The following is a 24,915-nucleotide window of genomic DNA, read 5'->3' as shown; positions in this document are numbered from 1 at the left end:
TTCCTCATCAGCGCTACCGCAGCGGTAAATGCTGCGGCAAGAAACTTGACGTGCTTTGCAGGTAGTCAAAAAACCACCTGATAATATAACTGAACTGCGGGATTAACTGAGACTGCTTCCAGTCATCACTTTGTGAAAGACCAGTAAACGTATCCAGAAAGAATAGCAGTGCGGAAACGATCAGCACCCCGCGCAGTGCACCAAAACAGATGCCCAGAACACGATCGGTGCCGGATAATCCGGTACGTTCAACCAGTGAACTAATCACATAGTTGACGATAGCTCCCACAATCAACGTTGCAATAAACAGAATGGCAATCGCAATGCCGTTACGCACCAGCTCATCATCAAAACGGGTGAAGTAGACCGCGAGGTAAGCGTAGTAATGACTGGCAACAAAAAAAGCACATCCCCAGGTTACTAACGACAGCGCTTCGCGAACAAACCCCCGGATTAGGCTAACCAGAGCCGAAAATCCGATGATACCAATAATGACGTAATCAACCCAAACCATGAACTATCCTAATAATGAACGATGCTACCGATAAGCCGCTACGTCATCCTGTTCGCGGCGCATTCTAACAGAAAAAGAAAACGTTTGCGTAGCGTATTTCCGCCGATTTCATCGATAGATAATCAGGCGAAAAAATCGACAAGACGTCATACCTGATTCTATTAACTCTCAGCATCTTAACGAACGGAATGCGCTCGCACCTGCCCGCTTAGCCCGCTAATCTGTTTCAGCTCGCCCAGTGAAGACTCCAGCTTCTGCTTCGAGGCATCTGGCCCCACGTAAATGCGGGTGATTTCGCCTGAAACCGGCGTGGATGGCACGGTATACGCGCGGTAGCCAGAGAGACGAAGCTTAGCGACAATTTCGTTCACCTTGTCGGCATTTTTCAACGCACCAAGCTGCACAATATAGGCCTGTCCGACAGGCGCTTGCTGCGTCGGCTGCGTTTCAGGCTTCACTTCCGGTTTGGGTTCCGGTTTAGGCTCTGGTTTCGGTTTCACCTCTGGCTTCACCTCAGGCTTTGGCTGAGGCTTCAGCGTCACTGGTGCTGGCGTCTGAACCGGCGGACGCTCAACCACCACAGGCGGTGCCGTCATGGCTGGCGTATTCGTGCCAGAATGGGACGATGGCGGCGTGTGCGTCGTGGTTTCAGGTCCTGTCGTTGTAGATGACGTAGTTGCAGATGATGCAGACGATCTCGCTTCAGCAGCTTCGGCTTCCGCACTATTTTGCATCGCCGTTTCTGCCCCTTCCGGAGGCTGACTCGGCAGCGGCGGGTTCAGCGCAGGCAGCGCTTCCATCTCATTGCTGTCACCCAGCTTAGGGATCAGCGGAATCGACGCAAACTCGTCTTCGTAGTGCTTTTTCTTGCCATCCAGCAGGGCCGGTAAGGCGATCACGCCCAGTGCGACCAGAATAACCGTACCGACCAATCGATTCTGAAATTTACTCGCCATTCGCCTTCTCCTCATCCAGCGCGTCCATCACATGCGCTACTGTATGAAAAGATCCACACACAATGACGATATCCTGCTCCGTCGACTCGGACATTGCTTGCTGCCAAGCGGCAACGACATCGGAAAATGATTGGCTTCGCGTCAGGTGCTCGGCAATCTGCTGCGCCGTAGCACCACGCGGTCCTTCCAGCGACGCGCAATACCACTCATCCACTAACGGCGTTAAGTGGGCCAGCGTACCAACAATGTCTTTATCCGACAGCATGCCGACAACAGCTCGCACTTTTCCGGTTTTCGGCAGCCCAGCCAAACGATTTGCCAGATACGCCGCCGCATGAGGGTTGTGTGCTACATCAAGAATCAATCGCGGTGACACCTGCACAGTCTGAAAACGACCGGGTAATGCGGCGTGCTGCAAACCTTGTCGAATCGCTTCTTCACTCACGTTGAGTGAAGAATAGTGCAATGCAGCCAGTGCCGTGGCGGCATTGGCTAACGGGACGTTGGGTAACGGCAACCGTGACAGTTCGCGCTGTTTATCCTGCCAGCTCCACGTCTCGCGCTGCATTGAATATTCCCAGTCTCGACCACGGCGGCGAAGTTGCGCGCCTTTCTCCGCGGCAACGTCGGCAATCGTTCCTGGCATATCTGGCTCGCCAACAACCGCAGGTCTCCCTTGTCGGAATATCCCCGCCTTCTCGCGACCAATGCTTTCCCGATCGTTACCTAACCAATCGGTATGATCGATAGCAATGCTGGTTACCACAGATACATCTGCATCCACAATATTGGTAGCATCCAACCGCCCGCCTAGCCCCACTTCCAAAATAACGACATCCAGATTCGCCTGCTTGAAGAGTTGCAGTGCCGACAGCGTGCCAAATTCAAAATAGGTGAGCGATACCGCCCCTCTCCCTGCTTCAATATCCGCAAACGCCTGCGTATGGAGCGCTTCAGGCAATTCTTTACCCTGAATGCGCACTCGCTCGGTATAGCGAAGCAGATGGGGAGAACTGTACACTCCCACCCGCAGACCAGCGGCTAACAGAATGGATTCCAGCGTACAGCAGGTCGTTCCTTTGCCGTTTGTCCCCGCGACGGTGAAAATCGTGGCTGCAGGCTGGAGCAGTTGGAGATGTTCGGCAACCTGCTTAACGCGCTCCAGGCCTAGATCAATGGCCTGAGCGTGCAGGTGCTCAAGATAATGAAGCCACGTGACCAAAGGTGACGTGGCTTGGGGTATTTGAAGAGTATCCATGAGTCCCGTTCACTCGCTTACGGTTCATTACGGGCAGAGCGTGCGCATTGCCAACGACGTGGTCGTGCCACGCGCCCTGCCCATCATGTCAATTATGCGTCATCCTGTGATGATTCAGACGGCGCATCGCTGCGAATTTCCACGTCATCGTTGCCAGGTTCTGGATGGTTCGTCAGTTTGGCAAGGATGGTGGCCAGCTTGTAGCGCATTTCCGGACGACGAACGATCATATCAATCGCCCCTTTCTCAATCAGGAATTCACTGCGCTGGAAGCCCGGCGGCAGTTTTTCACGCACGGTTTGTTCGATAACGCGTGGACCGGCAAAACCGATTAGCGCTTTTGGTTCCGCAATGTTCAGGTCGCCCAGCATCGCCAGACTCGCGGAAACACCACCCATGGTTGGGTCAGTCAGCACAGAAATATAAGGCAAACCACGATCGCGCATTTTTGCCAATGCTGCACTGGTTTTCGCCATTTGCATCAGCGACATCAGCGCTTCCTGCATACGCGCACCGCCACTGGCGGAGAAGCACACTAGCGGGCAACCATCTTCCAGTGCCCGCTCAACGCCACGCACAAAACGCGCCCCCACGACAGACGCCATTGAACCGCCCATGAAAGCAAACTCAAACGACGCGACGACAATCGGCATGCCGTAAAGCGTACCTTTCATCACGACTAGCGCGTCTTTCTCATCGGACTGTTTCTGTGCAGAAACCAGACGATCTTTATATTTTTTGGAATCCCGAAATTTCAGGACATCCTTCGGCTCCAGTTCGCTTCCCAACTCGACAGTGTTTTCTTTATCCAGAAAAGCCTGTAGACGGGCACGCGCGGAAAGGCGCATATGGTGATCGCACTTCGGGCAGACACCCAGATTGCGCTCCAACTCGGCACGATAAAGAACCTGGCCGCAGCTATCACATTTTGTCCAGACCCCTTCAGGGATGTTCGCTTTACGGGTCGGTGTGATATTGCTTTTGTTAAGAATTCGTTCAATCCAGCTCATTGATAACCTTTCTGCTTGAACCTGGCAAATGCCAGTCCGCTGTTCATGTTATTCCCTGACAACATTGCCAATGAAAAAATGCCTGAGACGCACGACAATCGCGGTACAAAGGCATCGGCACCCAGGGTGTTCCCAAGAACAGACCATAAATGCTGCCCATTAAACCATAACGTTCCGGTACTGTGGATAAAAAACTGGTCAAACCGGATGTTAAAATACTTCACTTATTTCACATTGCCGCGCGAGGCCGCTCTACGGTGACGGACAATCTCAATCATGCCCGGCAGGATAGAGAGAAAAATAATCGCGACAATCAATAATTTCAGATTTTCCTGCACCATCGGCAAATCGCCAAACAGGTAGCCCGCATAGGTGAACGACAACACCCACAGCAGCGCACCAATGGCATTATAGGCCGCAAAATGCCGATAGCTCATGTGCCCCATCCCAGCAACAAACGGCGCAAATGTTCTCACAATCGGGACAAAACGCGCCAGAATTATCGTCTTGCCACCGTGACGCGCGTAAAACGCATGCGTTTTATCCAGATAGCTGTGGCGGAAAATCTTTGAGTTCGGGTTGCTAAACAGCTTCTCACCGAACAGTCGTCCAATCGTGTAGTTCACCGCATCGCCCGTAATCGCGGCAACGATCATCAGGCACACCATCGTGTGCACATTCAAATCGTTCGACGGCAGTGCCGCCAGCGCCCCTGCGACAAACAGCAGCGAATCTCCCGGCAAAAACGGCGTCACCACCAGCCCAGTCTCACAGAACAGAATCAGGAACAAAATGGCATAAACCCAGACACCATATTGCGCCACCAGTTCCGCCAAGTGGACGTCAATGTGCAGAATAAAATCAATAATAAACTGTATAAACTCCATCACAACTTCTTCTCCCCAACGTGTCTATTGAACGCACGCGGTCGATAGACGCAAAGCAGCCGCACTCTCCGTGTTGCCTTGCATATAGCACGCTCAATAGCCTCGTCCTTAATACGCATCGCACGCCACCTTTGGCCTACGGCCATCTGGCAGCGAGCAACAGATAAAAGACGCACTCGTTACAACAAAAAACGTCAATCAGCTAAAAAGAGCGGCCCCATCGTAGGCTGCGGCAAAGCAAAACGTGCGGGATAATCTACCGCCACCAAATACAGCCCTTCGGCTCGGGCTGTTGCACCAGCCAGCGTACGATCTTTGGCCGCCAGCAGCTCGGCAATCCACGATTCTGGACGATTGCCACAACCGACCTCCATCAGGCTGCCAACGATATTACGCACCATATGATGCACGAACGCATTGGCCTTAATATCTACCACGATATAGTCACCGTGACGTGTAACCTTTAAATGATTTACATAGCGCCACGGCGTGCGCGACTGGCACTGCACCGCACGAAAAGAGGTGAAATCATTCTCCCCCAACAGGCACTGCCCAGCACGCTCCATACGTTCCACGTCTAACGGGTGATAAAAGTGCGTCATACCACGCGAAAGCACCGCAGGACGATAGCGGTGATTGTAGATGACATAACGGTAGCGGCGTGCCGTCGCGCTGAAGCGCGCATGGAAATCCTCATCCACTGTTTTCACCCAGCGCACCGCGATATCCGGCGGTAAATTTGCATTCACCCCCATCGTCCAGGCGGCGTCTTTTCGGATCGCGCGTGTGGTGAAATGCACCACCTGCCCGGTGCCATGAACCCCAGCATCGGTTCGCCCGGCGCAAAACACCTCTATCGGCTCATCCGCCACTTTGCTCAGCGCTTTTTCAAGACAGGCCTGCACGCTAGCAACGTCAGACTGGCGCTGCCAGCCATAATAGAGGCTACCATCGTACTCAATACCTAGCGCGATTTTCAGCGGGGCGCGTTCGTTTTCCGCAGCGGCATCGGCCTGAGTAGCCTCCGCCTGAGTGGTTTCCGACATTACCCGAGATACTCCTGCACCAGACATTCTGCCGTTTCCACCGCCATCAGCGCGCCGCCAAAGCGAGCGTTATCGGCGACCGACCAGAATTGCAGTAGCTCAGGAATGCCGTAATCATTACGTAGACAGCCGACGCTCAGTTGCCCATTGCCCGAAGCATCGCCAACCTGCGTCGGGTAATCCTGCTCATCGCTGACCTCAATATTCCCAGCATTGCGCAGTTCATCGCGCGCTTCTTCCGCAGACAGCGGACGCAGTGATTCAAGATGAACAACCTGTGCGTGGCCATAGAACACGGGGGACTGAATGCAGGTCACTGAAATCGGCAATCCGTCGTCCTGCAAAACTTTACGCACCTGATCGACCAGACTGCGTTCTTCGCGCACGCTGCCCACATCATCAGGCAGTAAAGGCAACAGATTGAATGCCAGCTGTTTCGGGAACAGCCCGGCCTCAGGCGGAACACCGTTCAGCAGACGAGCACTTTGTCCCGCCAGATCGTCTATCGCCGCTTTACCGAATGCGGAAACGGACAGCATATTGACGACATGCAGACGCGAAAGCCCAGCCACATCGGTCAACGGCTTAATCGCCGTCAGCAGTTGGCTGGTCAGGCTGTCGGCCACTGCAACAATATTGCGGTTACGATAATCTGCCAGCGTATGCGTATTCACGCCGGGCACCACCAGCGGGACGTCCGGTTCCAGCGCAAACAGACCGCTGCTGTCTATAACCAGACAGCCCGCGTCCCCTGCGTCTTCCGCATAGCGGGCACTGACATCCTGACCGGCGACAAAAAATGCCAGTTGCGCCTGTGACCAGTCAAAATCAGCCACATCGGTGACCAGGCAAGATTTGCCGTTAAAACGTATGGTTTCACCCGCGCTACGTTCACTGGCCAGCGGATACAGTTCACCCACTGGGAATTCGCGTTCCTGCAATAATTCCAGTAACGCCGTGCCTACTGCGCCCGTTGCGCCCAGCAGAGCAATATTCCAGCCGTCAGACATTTGGTTCTCTCCCAAATTTTGAATGAAACTCAAATCATGAATGGAACCGACAGACGATGGTGATGCTGTCTGTCAGTTTATGAATAAAAAAGTGATGCTCGCGCGAAACGCCGTTAGCGTGCGTCCCGCACTGACGCCGTGAATCCCAGCGCGTTCAGGCAATCTGCGCTGTCAGCATCGGCGCAGATAACATGGAGTGACGACCATTCGCGTCGTTCCTGATAATGTTTGCGCAGACGATCGAACCCGCCTTCCTGATGCGCAACGTGGCGCAACAGTGCATCGTCCCGGCGCACATCATACACCAGATGCACCAGACGTTTTAGCAGCGCCTCATCCAGCGGTGCGGTCAATGTCACTTCGGCATACTCTGGCGCAGGCAAAAGCGACGAAAGCGCCACCTGCTGCGGGGTTCCGATAAACTCGCTCCACGCCTCAAACACCTGTGTGGTGCCGCGCGCTTTTCCTTCCAAGGTATAACCGGCGATATGTGCCGTGCCGATGTCTACCCGCGCCAGCAGATCGGTCGATAACGCGGGTTCCGGCTCCCATACATCAAGAATGACGCTGAGTTTTTTACCCTGTTGCAGCGCCTCAAGCAGTGCAGCATTGTCCACCACTGGGCCTCGACAGGCATTAATCAGAATACGTCCGTCCGCAAACGCGCTCAGTACGGCGGCATCAACCAGATGGTGAGTACGATACGGGCCGTCGAGATATAGCGGCGTATGCAGCGTCAAAATGTCGGCATCACGTACCAGCGTGTCGAGCGGAAGGAAATCGCCCACCTCACCGCGATCGGCACGCGGCGGATCGCACAGCAGCGTTTTAACGCCCCAGGCCTTCAGACGCGCATCCAGACGTCTGCCAACATTACCCACGCCGACAATCCCGACGGTTTTATCACGCAGTTGGAAACCATCACGCTCGGCCAGCATCAGCAAAGAAGAAAAGACGTACTCCACTACCGCGATGGCATTACAGCCGGGGGCAGCAGAAAACGCGACCCCGTTGGCGTTAAGCCAGGTGTCATCAACATGGTCGGTGCCTGCCGTCGCGCTGCCGACAAATTTTACCGCTGAACCAGACAGCAAATCCGCGTTCACCTTCGTGACCGAGCGCACCATCAACGCATCCGCGTCTGCCAGCAGATCGCGCGGCAAAGGACGTCCCGGCACGGCCTGCACTTCACCCAGACGGCTAAATAGCTCGCGGGCATACGGCATATTCTCATCAACCAGAATCTTCATTGTCTTCTCCGACATCGGTAGCCAGCCAAAAAAAGTGGGGAGATATTCTGCCACCGAATGGTGCAGAAACCCAAGGCAATTACACTGCACAGCCTTTTCTTCGCGGGGGTGTATCAATATCCCGCCACAGCTATTCCAACATTAGAGATATGGGGTTGACGGTAGCCTAGCGAGTGTCTACCTCCGGCGTTGGTACGAATATCATACAACCCTACCATTAGATTAGTGCCGTTTTAGGCGACGTCTGACTATCGACCGTCACGGGAGATTGCTATGATTCATCTCAATCATGACGGCAGTAAGGATAACCGATATGCAACCTGTAAGTGGCCCAGGTGCCCCGCTGCCCGGCGAACGTTCGGTGACGCCGACCACCACATCGTCTACCTCTACCTCATCCGCTAACGCCGCGGGTTCCTCCGCCAATGGCGATCGACCGCTGACGTTGGCGCAGCGCACGACGCTGGAAAATCTGGTGCTTAAAGTTGCCGCGCTGACTACGTCAAAGGCAGCGGAAGTCTGGACGACGGTAAAACAGGGGGTAGGACTGGCAGAAAATAATGAACTGCTGTCCCGCCACTACCAGCCTGCCGAGCAGATACTCCAGACGCGTTTAACGCAGGCGCAAGATAGCGGTGGACGTCAGCAACTGCTTCAGCGCCTGACAGATATGCTGTCTCAGGGAAATAATCGTCAGGCAGTCAGCAATTTCATCCAGCAACAGTTCGGTAGCACCACGCTAAGCGCGCTGACTAAAACGCAGCTACAGCAGGTGGTTACGCTGCTGCAAAACGGGCAAATTCCGCAGTCAACGGCATCAACCACAGCATCGCAAACCGCTCAGGCCGCCAACTTGCCCGATCGCCCGCTCTCTCCTGCGGAACAGCGCGGCTTGAATCAGTTAGTTACCCGATTAGCGACCATGACTGGGGAACAGCCTGCAAGGGTGCTGAACAATCTGATGATGATGCAGAATCTTAGCCCGGGCGACGCCATCCCGTTAAAACATCTGCCGCTGATCACGCAGTTCCTGCAAGCACAGGTTGAGCTGCAACAGACACAAACGCTGCTGCGCGCCACCCCGCCAGCACAGCAGGGAACACCGACCCATGCAGGCACGGCAGGCGCAGCGTCAGAACCGCTGACAGCCAACACCACCAATACAGCGAATGCGAATCCGTCATCCACAGCAAATCTACCATCACAGCCGCTATCGGCACAGAATGCACTGCTTTCGCCGAATCTCGCGCCGTTGCAAGCTCTGCTACAACAGCCTATGACCGCGCAGGAACAGCAATTATTGGTGGATTACACGCAGAATCGCTTCAATATCGGATTACAAACCCCGCTGACACCGATGCAGGTTAGCGATCTGCTGACGTTCCTGTTTACGCAGCGCATTCAGCGCTCACAGGAAACGGACTGGACCACGACCTCACAGTTGCTGCATCCGCTGTTTAACCCGCTGATTGCTTCGCTACCGCTCAGTTGGCAGTCACTGTTCCATAAGCCGATGTTTCTGGTGATTGTAAGCACCTGCGTGGCTGCCTTTCTACTTTGGGTATTGATCTAGCACTAATACCGTTAAGACCAAGCTTATCGCTCATGACTATCGCTAACTGATCATCATCAAGCAAACCAGTACAAACAAAAAACCCCGCGGCTTGCGCCAGTGGGGTTTTATTTATTTCAATGAGAACGTTTGAATGAAAATGTTCGAATGATAAACCGATTACTTATCGAGCTTTCTCATTACCAGCGCGGCGTTGGTGCCACCGAACCCGAAACCGTTAGACATCACCGTTTTCAGTTCGCGTTCGGTCATTTCAGTGATGACATTCATGCCTTCAGCACGTTCATCCAGTGTTTCCACGTTGATGCTCGGCGCAATAAACCCGTGTTCCAGCATCAACAGCGTATAGATGGCTTCCTGAACGCCAGCTGCGCCCAGAGAGTGGCCGGTCATCGCTTTGGTCGCAGAAATCGGCGGAACATTGTCACCGAAGACTTCGCGAATCGCCCACAGTTCCTTCACATCACCCACTGGCGTAGAGGTGCCGTGCGTGTTGATATAATCGATCGGTGTATCGATATCCTGCATCGCCATCTTCATGCAACGTACCGCGCCTTCACCTGACGGGGCAACCATATCCGCACCATCAGACGTCGCGCCGTAGCCGACTACTTCGGCATAGATGTGCGCGCCACGCGCCAGCGCGTGCTCCAGTTCTTCTACGACAACCATACCGCCGCCGCCAGCAATGACGAAACCATCACGGTCGGCGTCATAAGTACGGGACGCTTTCTCTGGTGTCTCATTGTATTTGGTTGACAGTGCGCCCATCGCATCAAATTCACAGGCCAATTCCCAGCACAACTCTTCGCCACCACCAGCAAAAACGATGTCCTGTTTGCCCATCTGAATTTGTTCAACCGCGTTACCGATGCAGTGTGCAGAGGTCGCACAGGCAGAGCTAATAGAGTAGTTCACGCCGTGAATTTTGAATGGCGTTGCCAGACATGCGGATACCGCAGAACCCATGGATTTGGTTACCACATAAGGGCCAACGGCTTTCAGACCGCGCGGGCTACGCATCGCGTCAGCACCGAACACCTGATAGCGAGCAGAGCCGCCTGAGCCAGCAATCAGGCCAACGCGTGGGTTATTCTGATAAACCTCATCAGACAGCCCGGAATCTTGAATCGCCTGCTCCATGGATAAGTAGGCATAGATCGATGCATCACTCATAAAACGCACAATTTTGCGATCGATGAGGCCAGTGGTGTCCAGTTTGACATTCCCCCAGACGTGACTACGCATGCCGGAATCTTTCAGCTCTTGAGAGAAAGTAATGCCCGAGCGGCCTTCTCGCAATGATGCCAGAACTTCCTGCTGGTTATTACCGATGCTTGATACGATCCCTAGGCCAGTAATCACTGCACGTTTCATGTAATACCTCTTCTTCCACTTATAGAGTTTGGGACTTCGCTTCGCACTTTAGCGTACAGTTGTAAGCTGAACAAGTCCGATCAGCCAAAGTATCGCGAAATCATTGCTAAATTTGCGCCACAATATTCAGCCCGATAGAATCTCATCATCACTTGAATAATGAGCTTTTTGTCGTGACCAACCTCCCCATCCAACACGCGTCGTTAAGTTGGAACGCTCAGGGTACACCTGTATCGCAACAGTTTGATGACGTCTATTTTTCGAATCAGGATGGGTTGGCAGAAACCCGTTATGTGTTTTTAAAGGGCAATCACTTTCCTGAGCGTTTCACCACGCACCCGCGTGCAGCCTGCGTGATAGCAGAAACCGGCTTTGGCACGGGCCTGAATTTTCTGACACTGTGGCAGGCGTTTGCCGATTTTCGTCAACAGCAACCATCGGCGACATTGCGCCACCTGCATTTCATTAGCTTCGAGAAATTCCCCCTGCGTCAGCATGATTTGGCTGCCGCACACGCACAATGGCCGGAGCTGGCAGCCTTCGCGGATGAACTACGCGCTCAATGGCCGCTACCGCTGCCGGGCTGCCATCGCCTGATTCTGGCGCAAGGTAGTATCACGCTTGATTTATGGTTCGGTGACGTGAACGTCTTACTGCCTGAGCTGGATGATACGCAGAACCATCAGGTCGACGTCTGGTTTCTGGATGGCTTCGCGCCTGCCAAAAACCCAGACATGTGGACGGAAAATTTGTTTCAGGCAATGGCACGTTTGTGCCGTAAAGAAGGCACGTTCGCTACCTTTACCGCCGCAGGCTTTGTGCGTCGCGGTCTGCAACAGGCGGGGTTTCAGGTCAGTAAAATCAAAGGATTTGGGCAAAAACGGGAAATGCTGAGCGGCATCCTTCTTGACGCGCTTCCCGTCACGTCGCCAACACCGTGGTATGCCCGCCCCGCAGCCAGCACGACTGACGATATCGCGATTATTGGCGGCGGCATCGCCAGCGTGCTCACCGCGCTGGCTCTGCAACGTCGCGGTGGAAACGTCACGCTCTACTGCGCGGACGCGCTGCCTGCCACAGGCGCATCCGGCAATCGTCAGGGGGCGCTTTATCCTCTACTGAATAACCGACACGATGCGGTATCCCGCTTTTTCTCGCTCGCCTTTGACTTTGCCCACCGCAGCTATACCGCGCTGGCGCAACAGGGTCTGGAGTTTGAACACCAATGGTGTGGCGTCAGCCAGCTTGCCTGGGATGAAAAAAGTGCGCGTAAAATCGAACAGATTCTGCAAGGCGAATGGCCGCAAGAGCTGGTCGTTAACGTGGATGCGCAGCAACTGGAAACGCAAAGCGGCCTGAATATCGGCGTAAATGGCATCACTTATCCTGACGGCGGCTGGCTGTGCCCGGCAGAACTGACGGCTTCTGCGCTGAGACTGGCACAGCAAAACGGTCTGTCGGTACAGATGAGTACCGCCGTTTCCGCACTGGAGAAAACGGACGGCGGCTGGGCGCTCACCCTGAGCACCGGCCAGCGGATAAATCATGCCGTCGTGGTGCTGGCAAATGGTCACCACATTACCGACTGGGCACAGACATCCCAGTTACCCGCTTACGCCGTGCGCGGACAGGTCAGCCATATTCCGACCAACCCGGAGCTAGGTCAGCTCAAACAGGTGTTGTGCTACGACGGCTATCTGACGCCGGTGAGTCCGCAGCATCAGACGCACTGCATCGGGGCGAGCTATTTACGGGGGGAAACACACTGTGATTATCGGGAAGACGAGCAGCAAGAAAATCGCCAGCGCCTGCTGAATTGTTTGCCTGACGCAGACTGGGCGAAAACGATCGATATCAGCGATGCGCAGGCGCGTCAGGGCGTCCGCTGTGCGCTACGCGATCATCTACCGCTATTAGGAGCGGTACCGGACTATGAACAAACGCTGGCCGAGTATGAAGATCGGCTGCACCCTCAACACCGTACCGACACGGTGCCACGCGCACCCTATTGGCAGGATCTGTTTATCATCGGTGCGTTAGGCTCACGCGGCCTGTGCTCCGCCCCACTCGCGGCGGAAATTTTAGCATCACAGATGTATGGCGAACCGCTACCGCTGGACCGCGATACGCTCGCCGCGCTAAACCCGAATCGTTTCTGGATAAGGAAACTGCTGAAAGGTAAGCCTGTAGCTCAGGATTAACTGAGAATAGCGAAGGATTAATCGGGAAAGAAGATGTGCTGGCTCGACTGGGCCAGCACTGACAGAGTGACAATTAGCCCACAGGGAAATCAGTGCGTACTATCCTGCGCCTGCTGAAACAGTCGTTCCCACATCCCGTTAACCAGTACCTGATCTGGCGGTGACAGTTCACCGTTTTTGATGGCGTTATTGATGCTGTCGCTAACGCGCAGATGCAGTGCTTCAAGCGTGTGTTCCCCATGATCTTCCGCTTCTGCCACCGACACCGTCAGATGACCGCGCAAATAGCCACCGGCAAACAGTTCATCGTCGCTGGCATGCTCTACCATGTCATCAATCAGCGCCAGAATGCGCGTTTCAAATTCTGCGATCATTTCTTATCCTCAAATTTTTTGCGGTTCCCGTGCATCACAGATCGGCTGGATACGGGAAGCTCGCCGCCGTCAGCGGTGGCGTATTGTAAAATGATTGTAATGCACGAATAAAGCTGGCGGGACGTGCGGGAATACCCTCTTCCAGATATTGCATCACCTGCGCATGCACGCGTCGCTGGAAATCAATGCGGTCCGGCTCGCAGTCGCCGTTCAGGTTGTCACAACTGACGTTAAACGGAAAGCCTGCGGCCACGCAGAACAGCCAGTCGAAGGCCTGCGGTTTGATTTCCACCACCTCAAACTGGCTTTGCGTCGAGGCATCGCGGCCATCTGGGCAGTACCAGTAGCCGAAATCGACCTGCAAGCGCCGCTGGGCACCAGCAATGCACCAGTGAGAAATCTCGTGTAGCGCGCTGGCATAAAAACCGTGGGCAAACACAATCCGGTGATACGGAATGTCACCATCCGCGGGCAGATAAATCGGCTCATCATCGCCTTTTACCAGACGGGTATTGTATTCATCGCCAAAGCAATCATTAAAAATATCAATCAGTTGTTGATAATGGTGCGTCGTAGTCATGTTATCTGTTGTTATCATCATTTGTTGTTATAAAAACTGTCCCAGCCAGATGGCAATCTCGTGCCCGTGGCTGTCATAAATCAGCTTACCGCTCATGATGGCGGAAACCATCACCAGCATAGGACGAATCAGCTTTTGCCCTTTCGTCATCACCATTTTGGCTCCCAGCCGCGCACCGAGGATCTGCCCGATCAGCATGACGCCGCCGACCACCCAGACAACCTGACCGCCCAGAATGAAAAACAGTAGCCCGCCGAAGTTGGAGGTAAAGTTCAGGATTTTGGCGTGAGCCGTCGCTTTTGCCAGATTGAAGCCATACAGGGTGACAAACGCCAGTGCGTAAAATGACCCAGCACCGGGGCCGAAGAAGCCGTCATAAAAACCGACACAACAGCCTGCCACAATCGCAAACGGAAGTGGCGACAGGCGACGCTGCCGATCTTCATCACCGATTTTGGGCGTTAATAAAAAATAGAGGCCAATGCCAATGATCAGCACCGGCAGCAGTTGACGTAGAAAATCGGCGTGAATTTGCTGGATCAGCCAGGCACCAAAGGTCGAACCGACAAAGGTCAACGCAATCGCCAGCTTCTGCTCGCCCAGATTCACCGCACGGCGGCGGATGAAATACAGGCTGGCGGAAAAGGATCCACCAACGGCCTGAAGTTTATTCGTTGCCAGCGCCTGCGCTGGGGATAACCCCGCCGCCAGCAAGGCGGGGATCGTTAATAAACCGCCCCCGCCCGCAATCGAATCAATAAACCCTGCCAACGCCCCGACAAAAAACAGTACGGCCAGCATTTCTGGCCCAAGAACTAACCAGTCCATCGTTATTCGTTATCTCGCGGCAAAATGTCTGTCGAGCAGTGCCTGACAAGAAGGAGGCAACGGCGGCGGCGTGGTTTTTTCCGGGGCTTCGGTACTCGGCTGTTTTGGCTGGAACCAGCTGGTTAACTCGGCACCACATCCATCACCGACAGGGGGTTCGTCCTGATCCTGACACTCAAGGCTATCCGCTGGGCAGCGCAGGCGCACATGCATATGCGCACGGTGTGCAAACCAAGGGCGAACTTTGCGCAGCCAGTCACGATCGTGGCCTGCTTCAACACACAGCTGTTTTTTAATCGCCGGATTAACGAAGATGCGCGTTACGTCGCTATCCAACGCAGCGGTTTTGATCAGGGTGGTGATTTCCGGTCGCCAAACGCGGGGGTTAACGTTCAGCCCGCTGGCGTTAACCAAATCGATAGGCTGCGGTTTCAGCAACTGCTGCTCGCTCCAGCGCTGTCTGGGCAATTGCAGCCAGATGTCGACATCCAGCCCGGATTGGTGACTGGCGTGGCCGCTGCTGAAACGTCCCCCGACAGGCATGCCCATATCCCCCACCAGCACATTACCGGAGGTCGTACGCTTGACCTCGTTGCTTAGGCGGTGAATAAACGCCAGAAGATCGGGGTGACCGAAATAGCGCCGCTGATCGATGCGCATCACCTGATAATCCTGCGACTGCAAAGGCAGCGGCTGGGCACCGATGATACAGCCATTGGAAAAGCTACCAATTGACTGCGGCGTACCCGCAACCGGATGCGCGATCTCCTGCCAGGGCGTTTTCGCCCACGCGGCGTTCGATAACAGCGGCGCGCTCAGTGCCAGCGCGAGAACCCCGATTAACCCTTGTTTCATGATTTTTACCAGCGAGGAACCTGACTGTTTACATCCCCACACTGTGCGCGTTGGCGCAGCAGGTGATCCATTAACACAATCGCCATCATGGCTTCGGCAATCGGCACAGCGCGAATACCCACACAAGGATCGTGACGCCCGCGCGTGACCATTTCAGTCGCTTCGCCCTGACGGTTGATCGTTTTCCCCGGCACCATAATGCTGGAGGTCGGCTTCAACGCCAGATGTGCAACGATGTTCTGACCGCTGCTGATTCCGCCCAAAATGCCGCCAGCGTGATTGCTTTGGAAACCGTCCGGCGTGATTTCGTCCCGGTTTTCACTGCCACGTTTGGTGACAACGGCAAAGCCATCGCCAATTTCAACGCCTTTCACGGCGTTGATGCTCATCAGTGCGTGAGCCAAATCAGCATCCAGACGATCAAAGACCGGCTCGCCTAATCCGACAGGCACCGACTCCGCGACGACGCTAACCTTCGCGCCAATGGAGTCGCCTTCTTTTTTCAGCGCCCGCATCAGTTCGTCTAAGGCTTCCAACTTGTCGATATCGGGGCAGAAGAATGGGTTTTGCTCAACCTGTTCCCAATCTTTCAGCTCGCAGGTGACATCGCCAATCTGCGACAAATAGCCGCGTACCTTCACACCATGTTGCTGTTGCAGGTATTTCTTCGCAATCGCCCCTGCGGCAACGCGCATCGCAGTTTCGCGCGCGGAAGAGCGGCCACCGCCACGGTAATCGCGCAGGCCATATTTTTGCTCATAGGTGTAATCAGCGTGACCTGGGCGAAAGACGTCTTTAATCGCACCGTAATCCTGAGAACGCTGATCGGTGTTTTCAATCAACAGGCCAATGCTGGTTCCTGTTGTTACGCCTTCAAAAACACCGGACAGAATCTTGACCTGATCGGGTTCGCGGCGCTGCGTCGTATAGCGGGATGTTCCCGGACGGCGGCGATCCAAATCGTGTTGCAGATCCGCTTCCGTCAGTGGGATCCCCGGCGGTACACCGTCAACAATACATCCCAGGGCAAGACCGTGGGATTCACCAAATGTAGTGACGCGGAAAAATTGCCCAATACTGTTGCCTGCCATCACAACTCCTTCGCATGTGTTCTGTTTCTGCCTTACCGTCTACACGGTAAGGCGAATAAATATCGTTATGACCGTTTAATCACGGCTGCTGACAAAAGTCGTTGAGCGGTAGTAACGGATAGATCGTAAAGACGCTGCAAGTACATCCCTGTAAGCTCGGATTGCGCCATCCCTGGCGCAAACGCTTTACTCTTCTATTCCGTTACTCCCGCCCTCACTTCGCAAGTAGGTTTATCAGCTATCCGAATCACGGTAAGCGCTGAAATGCGCTTTGCAATCGGCCAGTTGTGATTGCGTTAGCATAAACACACCGTCACCGCCATTATCAAACTCCAGCCAGGTGAACGGGATGTCTGGGTATTGATCGATAAGGTGCACCATACTGTTGCCCACTTCGCAAATCAGCACGCCGTCATCGCTCAGATAGTCTGGCGCACAAGCCAGAATACGGCGAACCAGATCCAAGCCGTCGTTGCCCGCCGCCAGCCCCAGCTCAGGCTCGAAACGGAACTCCTGCGGCAGATCGAACATATCTTCTTCATCCACATACGGTGGATTGGTCACGATTAGATCATAGCGAATCGCCGGTAAATCGCGGAACAGATCAGAGCGAATCGGCGTCACGCGGTATTCCAGACCGTGCTGCTGAATATTTTGCTCGGTTACCGCCAGCGCCTCGCTGGAGATATCGACCGCATCGACTTCCGCTTCCGGGAACGCCTGAGCGCAGGCAATAGCAATACAGCCGCTGCCCGTGCACAGATCCAGAATATGGTTTGGCGTTTTTGGCAGTTGCTCATCAAAATAGTTATTGATCAGCTCACCGATGGGAGAGCGCGGCACCAGCACGCGTTCGTCCACGTAGAATTCCAGGCCGCAGAACCAGGCCTTGTTGGTCAAATAGGCGACAGGAATACGCTCATTGACGCGGCGGATCACACGTTCAACAATGCGCTGCCGTTCGCTGGTGATCAAACGCGACGTGTACATATCTTCAGGAATATCGAGCGGCAGATACAGGCTAGGCAAGACGAGCTGTATGGCTTCATCCCAGGGATTATCCGTCCCGTGACCGTAATAGACGTTGGCTGCGTTAAACCGGCTGACAGCCCAGCGCAACATATCCTGAATGGTATGAAGTTCACTGACGGCCTCATCGACGAAAATTTTGTCCAAGGGTGTCCTCCGCAGACAGTTCTGAATGGCAAATTGGCGCTTAGTTTGCCATGAAGCCTGCGACAAATCAGCAGATATAACCGACTGAACGCGCTCCGATACAGACTTTTATTTAGCGACAGCGGGGAGACAAGGTAAACTGATCGAATGTTGACGCAAGATGAATGAAACATGAGTAATAAATATTCGCTAAATGACGACGAATTACAGCTTTTTCGCACGTCAATCACTGGCACAAAAAAATTGCGTCAGGATACCTATACCCACAAACCGCTGCGCAAAAAACTGGGCGAATTGCCCGCCAAACGGGTATTGCAGGAGCAGGTTGATGCCAGTTTCTATTTTTCGGATGAATTTCAGCCACAGCTGGATGCGGAAGGCCCGACGCGCTATGTGCGCCCAGGTGCCAGCCATTATGAATTGAAGAAACTTCGACGAGGGGATTATTCACCGGAGCTGTTTCTGGACTTGCATGGCCTGACGCAGCTTCAGGCAAAGAAGGAACTGGGCGCGCTGCTGGCGGCCTGTCGGCGGGAGCACGTTTACTGCACCTGTGTGATGCACGGGCACGGCAAGCATATCCTTAAGCAGCAAACGCCGCTCTGGCTGGCACAGCACCCTGACGTGCTGGCTTTTCATCAGGCTCCGAAAGAGTTCGGTGGGAATGCCGCGCTGCTGATTTTGGTGGCGTTAGAGGCGCCTTTGCTTGAGTAATCCCGCCCTTCTTCGAAGAACGACAAGGCGTGTCAGTCCATTACACGCCTCATACCATATAAATTCAGGCGTTGAAGTTAGGTTAGCATTCAGGATTTTGCGCTCAACTGCGCTGGGCTGACTTGCCAGTGCAGAAGGCCATGACCGGATTCCGCTTCCACCGTCACGCAGGCAATAGCAGATGTGGCAAACATCGGCGCGGTTTCATTCTGGCATAGTTCGGCAACCAGATAACCCACCAGCGGCAGATGCGACACAACCAAGACTGCACCCACGCCTTCTCTCGCCAGCGTTTGCAGGTAATAACTGACAAGCTGGGCATCACCACTGGGCGTCAGCTCATTCAGGCAATCCGCCTCTTCCGGCAGCGGCAGATCTTTTTTCACCACCTCAAGCGTTTGCTGGGCGCGCAAATAAGGGCTCACCAGAACGCGCTCAATATCGATATTTTGCTCATTCAACCAACATGCCATCTGGCGGGATTCATCACAACCAGCGTCGCTCAACGGCCGAAGGGCATCACTCGCTGCATCAAGTACCGCATCACCATGACGCATTATCAACACTTGCATATTACACCGCTATGTAAATGAAATGATTATGTATTTTCTATAATTCAAGCTGCATATGCAGGGATTATCCTGCATATGCCATTCAAATTATGTAGGGTATAAATCGTCTTATTCTTGTAGGTTACCTGAGTTTCTCGTTCTGATAAACTCACCTGACGCTGGTTTCAATATCACGCACGTCCTGTTCCTACTTTTCCAATGGTAATACCATGATAAATAAAAGTTTAATGTCTCCTAGTCGAACACATCTTATTGGAAAGGTATATTCACAAAATCAAGAGGGACATATTCCGTCATACGTCAAGTTTCCTGTGCGTTGGCGGCGCGACTCCGCACATTAACGAGTTGCACCGCCCCATCAGTGCCACGGTAAGCAGCGTTCACTTACCTGATACTCGAATTATTTAGGTTATCTAATCGACTAGTTGAAAGTATTGCCTAATTTTTCAACGTATTATCAGGCTAGTTTGAATATTATTCATGCTCCGATTAAGGCATAAATTCCGACAGACGCTTTTTTTGTCTGCCTAGATCATCCAGATTGGATGGATGTAGCCACCATTGCATAGCCTGAGAGATAGCGGGCCATTCACTATCAATAATTGAATACCAGCGGACATCACGGCTATGCCCTTTGGAAACCTGAGTTTGTCGGAGAGTTCCTTCATATCTGAACCCCAGTCGCTCCGCTGCACTGATTGCAGACTGATGCAAGCTGTCACATTTCCAGCCACATCGACGGTATTGTAACGTGTCAAAAATATAATTGAGTAAAAGAAAAATGGCCTCGGTGCTAGATAACGTTCGTTTCATCAGAGGAGACCAGTTAATCCAACCAATCTCTACAGCACCATTATCCGGATCCATCCGTTGTAATGCGATAAACCCCACTGCTTTACCCGTAGAAAGGCTGATAACGGCGAAGAAAAGTGGATCCTTGCTCGCGGCAAGTGAAGCAATATAGTGATCACTCTGTCTAATGGTCACTGGGCGTTTGATGTGAAAATACGTCCAGTCTCGCTCGTCATCAATACTGTGCCAAGCATCAAATAAATCCTGGCTATGCTTAAGATCAATGGGTTCAAGAAAACAGTGCTTTCCTTTAAGCACCACTTTTTGCGGAAGCGATCGTGGTTGCCACTCAGGCAATGATTTACCCAATTCCTGACCATAAACATTGAACTCTGTCATGATAACGCCGCCTTTTTCGTATAATTACATTAATAAAAAACCATAAAGGTATTCATTGGGTATTACCCGTTGCTGTCCTAGCCACGTAATATAGAAAACAGCCTAAATCACTTCACCAACCTAATGAATATTAGTCAGACAAATCAGTCAGTTCGAACTTATAAAAATGCCGTCACGATCAACGAGCACTCTGGTCTTCATCAGTTAGCGGATAAAACGTTTGTCGCCCTTCCCGCATCGCGAGCAGACGTTCACAGGGTGCGAACCGATCGCCATACTGTTGTTGCAGCACCAGCAGCGTTTTCACGACCGTTTCCACTCCCAAACGGTCCATATAGTGGAACGGCCCGCCGAGGAAAGGGGGGAAGCCAATGCCAAATACCGCGCCGATATCGCCATCGCGGGCGCACTGGATCACGCCTTCATCCAGACAACGCGCGGCCTCGTTCAGCATCATCATCACGGCACGCTGGCTGATCAGCGCAGGGTCAATATGGGCTTTCGCCGTCACATCCAGCAGCGGATAAACCGAGCTATCCACCTCTCTGCCCGCCTGCCAGAAACGGCGCGTTTTATTGTATCGATAGAATCCTTTCCCATTCTTGCGCCCTTTGCGTCCATCTTTCAGGATCGCATCAAACGCGGGTGGAGAGGTGAAGCGCTTGCCCAGTTCTTCACTCAGCACCGGCACAATTTTGGTCGCGACATCAATACCGACCTCATCAAGCAACGCAAGCGGACCGACAGGGAAGCCAAAGCGCACCAGCGCATAATCGATCGATTCAATCGGCTCCCCTTCCAGCAGGCAATAAGCCGCTTCGTTGATATAAGGCGCTAATATGCGGTTCACATAAAAACCAGCGCTGTCGCCCACGACGATCGCGGTTTTCCCCTGCTTTCTCGCCAGAGCCACCGTCGTTGCGACCGTCTCTGCGCTGGTGTGCGCGTGAGGAATCACCTCCACCAGCGGCATTTTGTCCACCGGGCTAAAGTAGTGCAGACCCACAACCTGTTGCGGACGGCGCGCGCCCTCTGCAATCTGATGGATCGGCAACGAGGAAGTATTCGATGCGAAAATCGTGTGCGGCGCAGCGTGCTCTTCAATTTCCGCCACCATTTGCCGCTTCAGCGCCAGATCTTCAAAAACGGCCTCAATGACGATATCCGCATGTTCAAAACCGCGATAGTCCGTACTACCGGAAATCAACGTCATCAACCGCTGACGCTCCGTCGGCTTCATCCGCTTACTCTGAACGCGTTTGGTCAGCAACTGCCAGTTGTACTTCAGCGCATGGTTAATGCCCTGTTCATTGATATCTTTAATACGCACCGGTAACTGCCCGCGCGTCGCCGTCACGCTGGCGATCCCACCGCCCATCAGCCCACCGCCGAGAATACCAACGCGGTGGATCGGCTTCGCTTCAGAGTCCGCACCGGCGGTTTTCTTTAATGCATTGGAGGCAAAGAACAGATGGCGTAGCGCGGCAGATTCCGGCGTCATCACCAGTTTGCCAAACGCTCGCGCCTCGTGCCGATACCCTTCCTCACGACCTTTTTCTATGCCCCGACGCACCACCTGAATGATTTTTTCCGTGGCCGGATAGTTGCCGTGTGTTTTCGCTCGCGTTTTGCGTTTCACTATTTTGAACAATACATCGCGAATACCTGGGCTACTCAGCAAACGCGAACGCCAGCCTAGCGGCACGGCTTTGCGTTTTCCTTTTTTGATAATCTCGACTGCCGTCTCCAGCAGGATATCGTGCGGGACAGCCTCATCAACCAGTCCTTGTCGTAATGCCTGACTCGCGCGGAGGTGGCGGCCGGTCAGAATGAGTTCCAGCGCGCTATCCAGACCAATTAACCGTGGCAACCGCTGCGTTCCGCCTGAACCGGGAAGAAGACCAAGCTGCACTTCCGGTAGCCCCAACACCGTTTTTTCATCCAGCGAGCAGACGCGATAGTCGCAGGCTAATGCTAACTCCAGCCCACCGCCCAGACAGGCACCGTGGATCGCGGCCACTACGGGGAACGGCAGCGCGGCTACCTGCTCGAACGTTTCCTGCCCTTGCTTCGCCAGATTTTCTGCCTGTTCGGCGCTGCTGCACTGGTTCAACATGGTGATATCCGCACCGGCGATAAACGAATCAGGCTTGGCGGAAATAAAAATCAGCCCCCTGAGCGTCGCATGCTGCCGCGCCTGCTCGAAGACCGCAAGAATCTGTTCTGCAAATTCGCGCTTTAGCGTGTTCACCTTCTCGCTGGGAACATCAATGCAAATCACACCGATATTGTCCGACCGAATCGTTAGGGAAAAGGCTGAGGGGCTTGCCGTCACAGACGATGTTGTTTCCATTGCAGACGATGTTGTGACGGAGAAAGGCTGTTGATCGTTCATGGCGTCACCTCCAGTACCATTGCCGCACCCAGCCCGCCAGCCGCGCAGGCGGTGGTTAACCCCAGTCCGCCGCCACGACGGCGCAGTTCATTCAGCGTTTGGGTAATCATCCTCGCGCCAGTGGCAGCAAAGGGATGTCCATAGGCAATGGATCCCCCCAACACATTGAACTTAGCGCGATCTACCTCACCCAGTGCGGCGTTTCTACCCAGTTGATTACGGGCGAACTCATCGCTGGCAAACAGTTTGAGATTTGCCAACGTTTGGGCGGCAAAGGCTTCGTGCATATCAATAAGCGTCAGATCGCTCAGCGTCACGCCAGCCCTTGCCAACGCCAGCGGGGAGGCGTAAGCCGGCCCCAGCAACATATCACGCTGCACACCGATAGCGCTGAATGCATAGCTGCGTAGGTAGCCTAGTGGCGTGAGCCCCAGACTTTTGGCCTTAGACTCACTCATCATCAACACCGCCGCCGCACCATCCGTGAGCGGCGTACTGTTCGCCGCCGTGACCGTACCGTGTCGGCGATCGAACGCCGGGCGTAAGCGGGAATATTGATCCAGTGCGGAATCATGACGCACATTGTTATCTTCGCTCAGCGCCTTGTCATAAGGCGGGACGTAAGCCGTCATCACTTCATCGCGCAGCACGCCGGATTCCCAGGCCTGAGCCGCCAGCTTGTGTGAGCGATGCGCCAGTTCATCCTGCTCTTCACGCGTTATGCCGTAGGTTTTTGCCATTTGCTCGGCGGTATCGCCCATGCGTAGCCCGGTGGAATACTCCGCCACGGCGGGCGCAACCGGCAGCAGATCTTTTGGGCGCAGGCCGCTTAACAGTTTCAACTTCTGGCTCAGCGTCCGAGCCTTGTTCATATCCACTAGCGTTCTGGCCAACGCTTTACTGACGCCAATCGGCAGCACGGAAGAGGAATCCGCCCCGCCGGCAATGCCGACCTCCACCATACCCGCCATAATGCTTTCCGCCACGTTGGCAACCGCCTGAAAGCTGGTGGCGCAGGCGCGCGACACGCTGTAGGCATCGGTATGCACGCTCATGCCCGTGCCGAGCACGATCTCTCTGGCGATATTCGGCGCTTCGGGCATTTGGACCACCTGCCCAAAGACCAATAGCTCGATCAACTCAGGATCGATCCCAGTGCGGACCAGTAATTCGCTGGTGACGAGCTTCCCTAATTCGATGGCAGGTACGCCATGATAGGCCGTTGCCTGCCGAGCAAATGGGGTGCGTAATCCGCTCACGAACGCAATGCGATCGCCACGGCGGGTTATCAGAGGTAATACCTCGCTCATAAACGCTCCTGTTAACCGAAAATACTCCCGTTAACCAAAAATACTTCCGTTAACCAAAAATAAAGTACGCGCACAACAGGTCAGACCTGATTTTATTGTTAACCAAATAGTTACATTACGCAAAGCTGCGCCACACAAAAGTGTGACCTTTTGCGTAATGAATAATAGGCGGGAATGAAAACAGCAAGATTTGGAGAGTAATAATGAAATGCAGATCAATACGTGAAAAGCACAGGAGCCAATCAAGGCTCCTGTGAGAGATGAGCTTAACGCAGGCCGAGCTGGAAAATCATCGTTTCAGCCTGGCAGCTGAACGAGAAATCGATGTCCAATTTAACACCGCCGTCTACCTCTTCCAGCGTGCTGGCGATTTCACAAGGTTCAGACTCTACCGCACGCGCTTTTTCCGTCAGGGCGGCCAGTGCCGCTTCCGCCTCAGCACGATCGCCGAAAACGTTGCTATAAGACGCCGTGCAATCCGTGTTATCCATAATTGTGCCGACATCGACACAGCAGCAGGCTGCGGTTTCTTCAGCACTGCATTTGTTGATTACGTTCGTCATGCTACTTTCCTCTTAAAACGCGGGGAGATATGATCCAGTTCAAATATTTTTATCTTCCTTATATTTTACTCCCTCATCCCAAAGCAGTACCAGCACTTCATGCTCGACCGTAATTTTATTGATATTAATCACATTACGGTGTTATGCAGCAGTAAAAATCGAGTAATATCGCTTCACACAAATT

At 53.7% G+C, this 24,915-nt stretch carries 23 protein-coding genes; 3 read left to right on the top strand and 20 right to left on the bottom strand.

Features of this window, described 5'->3' with window-relative positions; translation table 11 throughout:
* Positions 1-13: 13 nt before the first annotated feature.
* From cvpA to pdxB, 8 genes are all read right to left on the bottom strand, one after another.
* The gene (gene cvpA / locus IG609_RS06420) at positions 14-514 is read right to left on the bottom strand and encodes a colicin V production protein (protein ID WP_193398519.1); all 501 of its coding nucleotides are present in this window, start codon (positions 512-514) and stop codon (positions 14-16) included.
* 176 nt (positions 515-690) lie between these two features.
* Positions 691-1,470, bottom strand: a complete 780-nt coding sequence (gene dedD, locus IG609_RS06415; protein WP_193398520.1) for a cell division protein DedD — start codon at positions 1,468-1,470, stop codon at positions 691-693.
* Entirely contained in the window at positions 1,460-2,728 is a 1,269-nt protein-coding gene (gene folC / locus IG609_RS06410; protein WP_193398521.1) for a bifunctional tetrahydrofolate synthase/dihydrofolate synthase, read from the bottom strand. The genes dedD and folC overlap by 11 nt, the downstream gene beginning before the upstream one ends.
* A 92-nt stretch (positions 2,729-2,820) precedes the next feature.
* Positions 2,821-3,738, bottom strand: coding sequence for an acetyl-CoA carboxylase, carboxyltransferase subunit beta (gene accD / locus IG609_RS06405; protein WP_193398522.1), 918 nt, complete (start codon positions 3,736-3,738; stop codon positions 2,821-2,823).
* Positions 3,739-3,962: 224 nt separating this feature from the next.
* A complete protein-coding gene (locus tag IG609_RS06400; RefSeq protein ID WP_193398568.1) occupies positions 3,963-4,625 on the bottom strand; it encodes a DedA family protein in 663 nt (220 codons plus the stop codon).
* 194 nt (positions 4,626-4,819) lie between these two features.
* A complete protein-coding gene (gene truA, locus IG609_RS06395; protein WP_193398523.1) occupies positions 4,820-5,671 on the bottom strand; it encodes a tRNA pseudouridine(38-40) synthase TruA in 852 nt (283 codons plus the stop codon).
* Positions 5,671-6,681 carry an aspartate-semialdehyde dehydrogenase gene (locus IG609_RS06390; protein WP_102117703.1) on the bottom strand — a complete coding sequence of 337 codons (1,011 nt, stop codon included), beginning with the start codon at positions 6,679-6,681 and terminating at the stop codon, positions 5,671-5,673. The genes truA and IG609_RS06390 overlap by 1 nt, the downstream gene beginning before the upstream one ends.
* 113 nt (positions 6,682-6,794) lie before the next feature.
* Complete coding sequence (pdxB, locus tag IG609_RS06385) at positions 6,795-7,931, bottom strand: 4-phosphoerythronate dehydrogenase PdxB (protein ID WP_193398524.1); 1,137 nt, start codon at positions 7,929-7,931, stop codon at positions 6,795-6,797.
* Between the two features lie 313 nt (positions 7,932-8,244).
* Between pdxB and flk the strand changes: the two genes are divergently transcribed.
* A complete protein-coding gene (flk, locus tag IG609_RS06380; RefSeq protein WP_193398525.1) occupies positions 8,245-9,504 on the top strand; it encodes a flagella biosynthesis regulator Flk in 1,260 nt (419 codons plus the stop codon).
* A 159-nt stretch (positions 9,505-9,663) separates the two neighbouring features.
* Here flk and fabB read toward each other — a convergent pair whose 3' ends face one another.
* On the bottom strand, positions 9,664-10,881 hold the full coding sequence (fabB, locus tag IG609_RS06375; protein ID WP_039532308.1) for a beta-ketoacyl-ACP synthase I: 1,218 nt from the start codon (positions 10,879-10,881) through the stop codon (positions 9,664-9,666).
* Positions 10,882-11,054: 173 nt separating this feature from the next.
* On the opposite strand from fabB, the gene mnmC reads away from it, so the two are divergent.
* Complete coding sequence (gene mnmC, locus IG609_RS06370) at positions 11,055-13,082, top strand: bifunctional tRNA (5-methylaminomethyl-2-thiouridine)(34)-methyltransferase MnmC2/FAD-dependent 5-carboxymethylaminomethyl-2-thiouridine(34) oxidoreductase MnmC1 (protein ID WP_193398526.1); 2,028 nt, start codon at positions 11,055-11,057, stop codon at positions 13,080-13,082.
* 89 nt (positions 13,083-13,171) lie between these two features.
* Here the strand turns inward: mnmC and IG609_RS06365 are convergent, their stop codons facing one another.
* From IG609_RS06365 to prmB, 6 genes are all read right to left on the bottom strand, one after another.
* On the bottom strand, positions 13,172-13,456 hold the full coding sequence (locus tag IG609_RS06365; RefSeq protein ID WP_193398527.1) for a YfcL family protein: 285 nt from the start codon (positions 13,454-13,456) through the stop codon (positions 13,172-13,174).
* 34 nt (positions 13,457-13,490) lie between these two features.
* Positions 13,491-14,036, bottom strand: coding sequence for an elongation factor P hydroxylase (locus tag IG609_RS06360; RefSeq protein WP_193398528.1), 546 nt, complete (start codon positions 14,034-14,036; stop codon positions 13,491-13,493).
* A 27-nt stretch (positions 14,037-14,063) separates the two neighbouring features.
* The gene (locus tag IG609_RS06355) at positions 14,064-14,864 is read right to left on the bottom strand and encodes a sulfite exporter TauE/SafE family protein (RefSeq protein ID WP_193398529.1); all 801 of its coding nucleotides are present in this window, start codon (positions 14,862-14,864) and stop codon (positions 14,064-14,066) included.
* Between the two features lie 9 nt (positions 14,865-14,873).
* Entirely contained in the window at positions 14,874-15,719 is an 846-nt protein-coding gene (gene mepA, locus IG609_RS06350) for a penicillin-insensitive murein endopeptidase (protein WP_193398530.1), read from the bottom strand.
* Positions 15,720-15,724: 5 nt separating this feature from the next.
* A complete protein-coding gene (gene aroC / locus IG609_RS06345) occupies positions 15,725-16,810 on the bottom strand; it encodes a chorismate synthase (protein ID WP_039471277.1) in 1,086 nt (361 codons plus the stop codon).
* A gap of 234 nt (positions 16,811-17,044) precedes the next feature.
* A complete protein-coding gene (prmB, locus tag IG609_RS06340; protein WP_116162649.1) occupies positions 17,045-17,986 on the bottom strand; it encodes a 50S ribosomal protein L3 N(5)-glutamine methyltransferase in 942 nt (313 codons plus the stop codon).
* Positions 17,987-18,157: 171 nt separating this feature from the next.
* On the opposite strand from prmB, the gene smrB reads away from it, so the two are divergent.
* Complete coding sequence (gene smrB / locus IG609_RS06335) at positions 18,158-18,700, top strand: endonuclease SmrB (protein ID WP_180785552.1); 543 nt, start codon at positions 18,158-18,160, stop codon at positions 18,698-18,700.
* A gap of 89 nt (positions 18,701-18,789) precedes the next feature.
* Here the strand turns inward: smrB and sixA are convergent, their stop codons facing one another.
* The 5 genes from sixA to IG609_RS06310 all read right to left on the bottom strand — a co-directional run bounded on the left by sixA (position 18,790) and on the right by IG609_RS06310 (position 24,731).
* Positions 18,790-19,272, bottom strand: coding sequence for a phosphohistidine phosphatase SixA (gene sixA, locus IG609_RS06330; protein WP_116162653.1), 483 nt, complete (start codon positions 19,270-19,272; stop codon positions 18,790-18,792).
* A gap of 489 nt (positions 19,273-19,761) precedes the next feature.
* The gene (locus IG609_RS06325; protein WP_193398531.1) at positions 19,762-20,463 is read right to left on the bottom strand and encodes a GNAT family N-acetyltransferase; all 702 of its coding nucleotides are present in this window, start codon (positions 20,461-20,463) and stop codon (positions 19,762-19,764) included.
* A gap of 178 nt (positions 20,464-20,641) precedes the next feature.
* Positions 20,642-22,858, bottom strand: coding sequence for a fatty acid oxidation complex subunit alpha FadJ (fadJ, locus tag IG609_RS06320; protein ID WP_404825833.1), 2,217 nt, complete (start codon positions 22,856-22,858; stop codon positions 20,642-20,644).
* Positions 22,855-24,168, bottom strand: coding sequence for an acetyl-CoA C-acyltransferase FadI (gene fadI / locus IG609_RS06315; RefSeq protein WP_193398532.1), 1,314 nt, complete (start codon positions 24,166-24,168; stop codon positions 22,855-22,857). The genes fadJ and fadI overlap by 4 nt, the downstream gene beginning before the upstream one ends.
* Before the next feature lie 266 nt (positions 24,169-24,434).
* A complete protein-coding gene (locus tag IG609_RS06310; protein ID WP_193398533.1) occupies positions 24,435-24,731 on the bottom strand; it encodes a YfcZ/YiiS family protein in 297 nt (98 codons plus the stop codon).
* Between the last annotated feature and the right edge of the window lie 184 nt (positions 24,732-24,915).

This window comes from Pectobacterium quasiaquaticum (genome assembly GCF_014946775.2).
GTDB classification, from domain to species: Bacteria; Pseudomonadota; Gammaproteobacteria; order Enterobacterales; family Enterobacteriaceae; genus Pectobacterium; species Pectobacterium aquaticum.
The sequence above is the reverse complement of the archived record's forward strand: the minus strand, read 5'-3'. Positions and strand labels throughout refer to the sequence as shown.

Excerpts from the sequence above, each read along its gene's own strand:
- fabB (WP_039532308.1), bottom strand. The coding sequence starts at position 10,881 with ATGAAACGTGCAGTGATTACTGGCCTAGGGATCGTATCAAGCATCGGT.
- pdxB (WP_193398524.1), bottom strand. The coding sequence starts at position 7,931 with ATGAAGATTCTGGTTGATGAGAATATGCCGTATGCCCGCGAGCTATTT.
- truA (WP_193398523.1), bottom strand. The coding sequence starts at position 5,671 with ATGTCGGAAACCACTCAGGCGGAGGCTACTCAGGCCGATGCCGCTGCG.
- folC (WP_193398521.1), bottom strand. The coding sequence starts at position 2,728 with ATGGATACTCTTCAAATACCCCAAGCCACGTCACCTTTGGTCACGTGG.
- fadI (WP_193398532.1), bottom strand. The coding sequence starts at position 24,168 with ATGAGCGAGGTATTACCTCTGATAACCCGCCGTGGCGATCGCATTGCG.
- IG609_RS06400 (WP_193398568.1), bottom strand. The coding sequence starts at position 4,625 with ATGGAGTTTATACAGTTTATTATTGATTTTATTCTGCACATTGACGTC.
- smrB (WP_180785552.1), top strand. The coding sequence starts at position 18,158 with ATGAGTAATAAATATTCGCTAAATGACGACGAATTACAGCTTTTTCGC.
- IG609_RS06390 (WP_102117703.1), bottom strand. The coding sequence starts at position 6,681 with ATGTCTGACGGCTGGAATATTGCTCTGCTGGGCGCAACGGGCGCAGTA.
- aroC (WP_039471277.1), bottom strand. The coding sequence starts at position 16,810 with ATGGCAGGCAACAGTATTGGGCAATTTTTCCGCGTCACTACATTTGGT.
- IG609_RS06355 (WP_193398529.1), bottom strand. The coding sequence starts at position 14,864 with ATGGACTGGTTAGTTCTTGGGCCAGAAATGCTGGCCGTACTGTTTTTT.
- fadJ (WP_404825833.1), bottom strand. The coding sequence starts at position 22,858 with ATGAACGATCAACAGCCTTTCTCCGTCACAACATCGTCTGCAATGGAA.
- cvpA (WP_193398519.1), bottom strand. The coding sequence starts at position 514 with ATGGTTTGGGTTGATTACGTCATTATTGGTATCATCGGATTTTCGGCT.
- IG609_RS06325 (WP_193398531.1), bottom strand. The coding sequence starts at position 20,463 with ATGACAGAGTTCAATGTTTATGGTCAGGAATTGGGTAAATCATTGCCT.
- IG609_RS06365 (WP_193398527.1), bottom strand. The coding sequence starts at position 13,456 with ATGATCGCAGAATTTGAAACGCGCATTCTGGCGCTGATTGATGACATG.
- accD (WP_193398522.1), bottom strand. The coding sequence starts at position 3,738 with ATGAGCTGGATTGAACGAATTCTTAACAAAAGCAATATCACACCGACC.
- mepA (WP_193398530.1), bottom strand. The coding sequence starts at position 15,719 with ATGAAACAAGGGTTAATCGGGGTTCTCGCGCTGGCACTGAGCGCGCCG.
- flk (WP_193398525.1), top strand. The coding sequence starts at position 8,245 with ATGCAACCTGTAAGTGGCCCAGGTGCCCCGCTGCCCGGCGAACGTTCG.
- sixA (WP_116162653.1), bottom strand. The coding sequence starts at position 19,272 with ATGCAAGTGTTGATAATGCGTCATGGTGATGCGGTACTTGATGCAGCG.
- dedD (WP_193398520.1), bottom strand. The coding sequence starts at position 1,470 with ATGGCGAGTAAATTTCAGAATCGATTGGTCGGTACGGTTATTCTGGTC.
- IG609_RS06310 (WP_193398533.1), bottom strand. The coding sequence starts at position 24,731 with ATGACGAACGTAATCAACAAATGCAGTGCTGAAGAAACCGCAGCCTGC.
- IG609_RS06360 (WP_193398528.1), bottom strand. The coding sequence starts at position 14,036 with ATGACTACGACGCACCATTATCAACAACTGATTGATATTTTTAATGAT.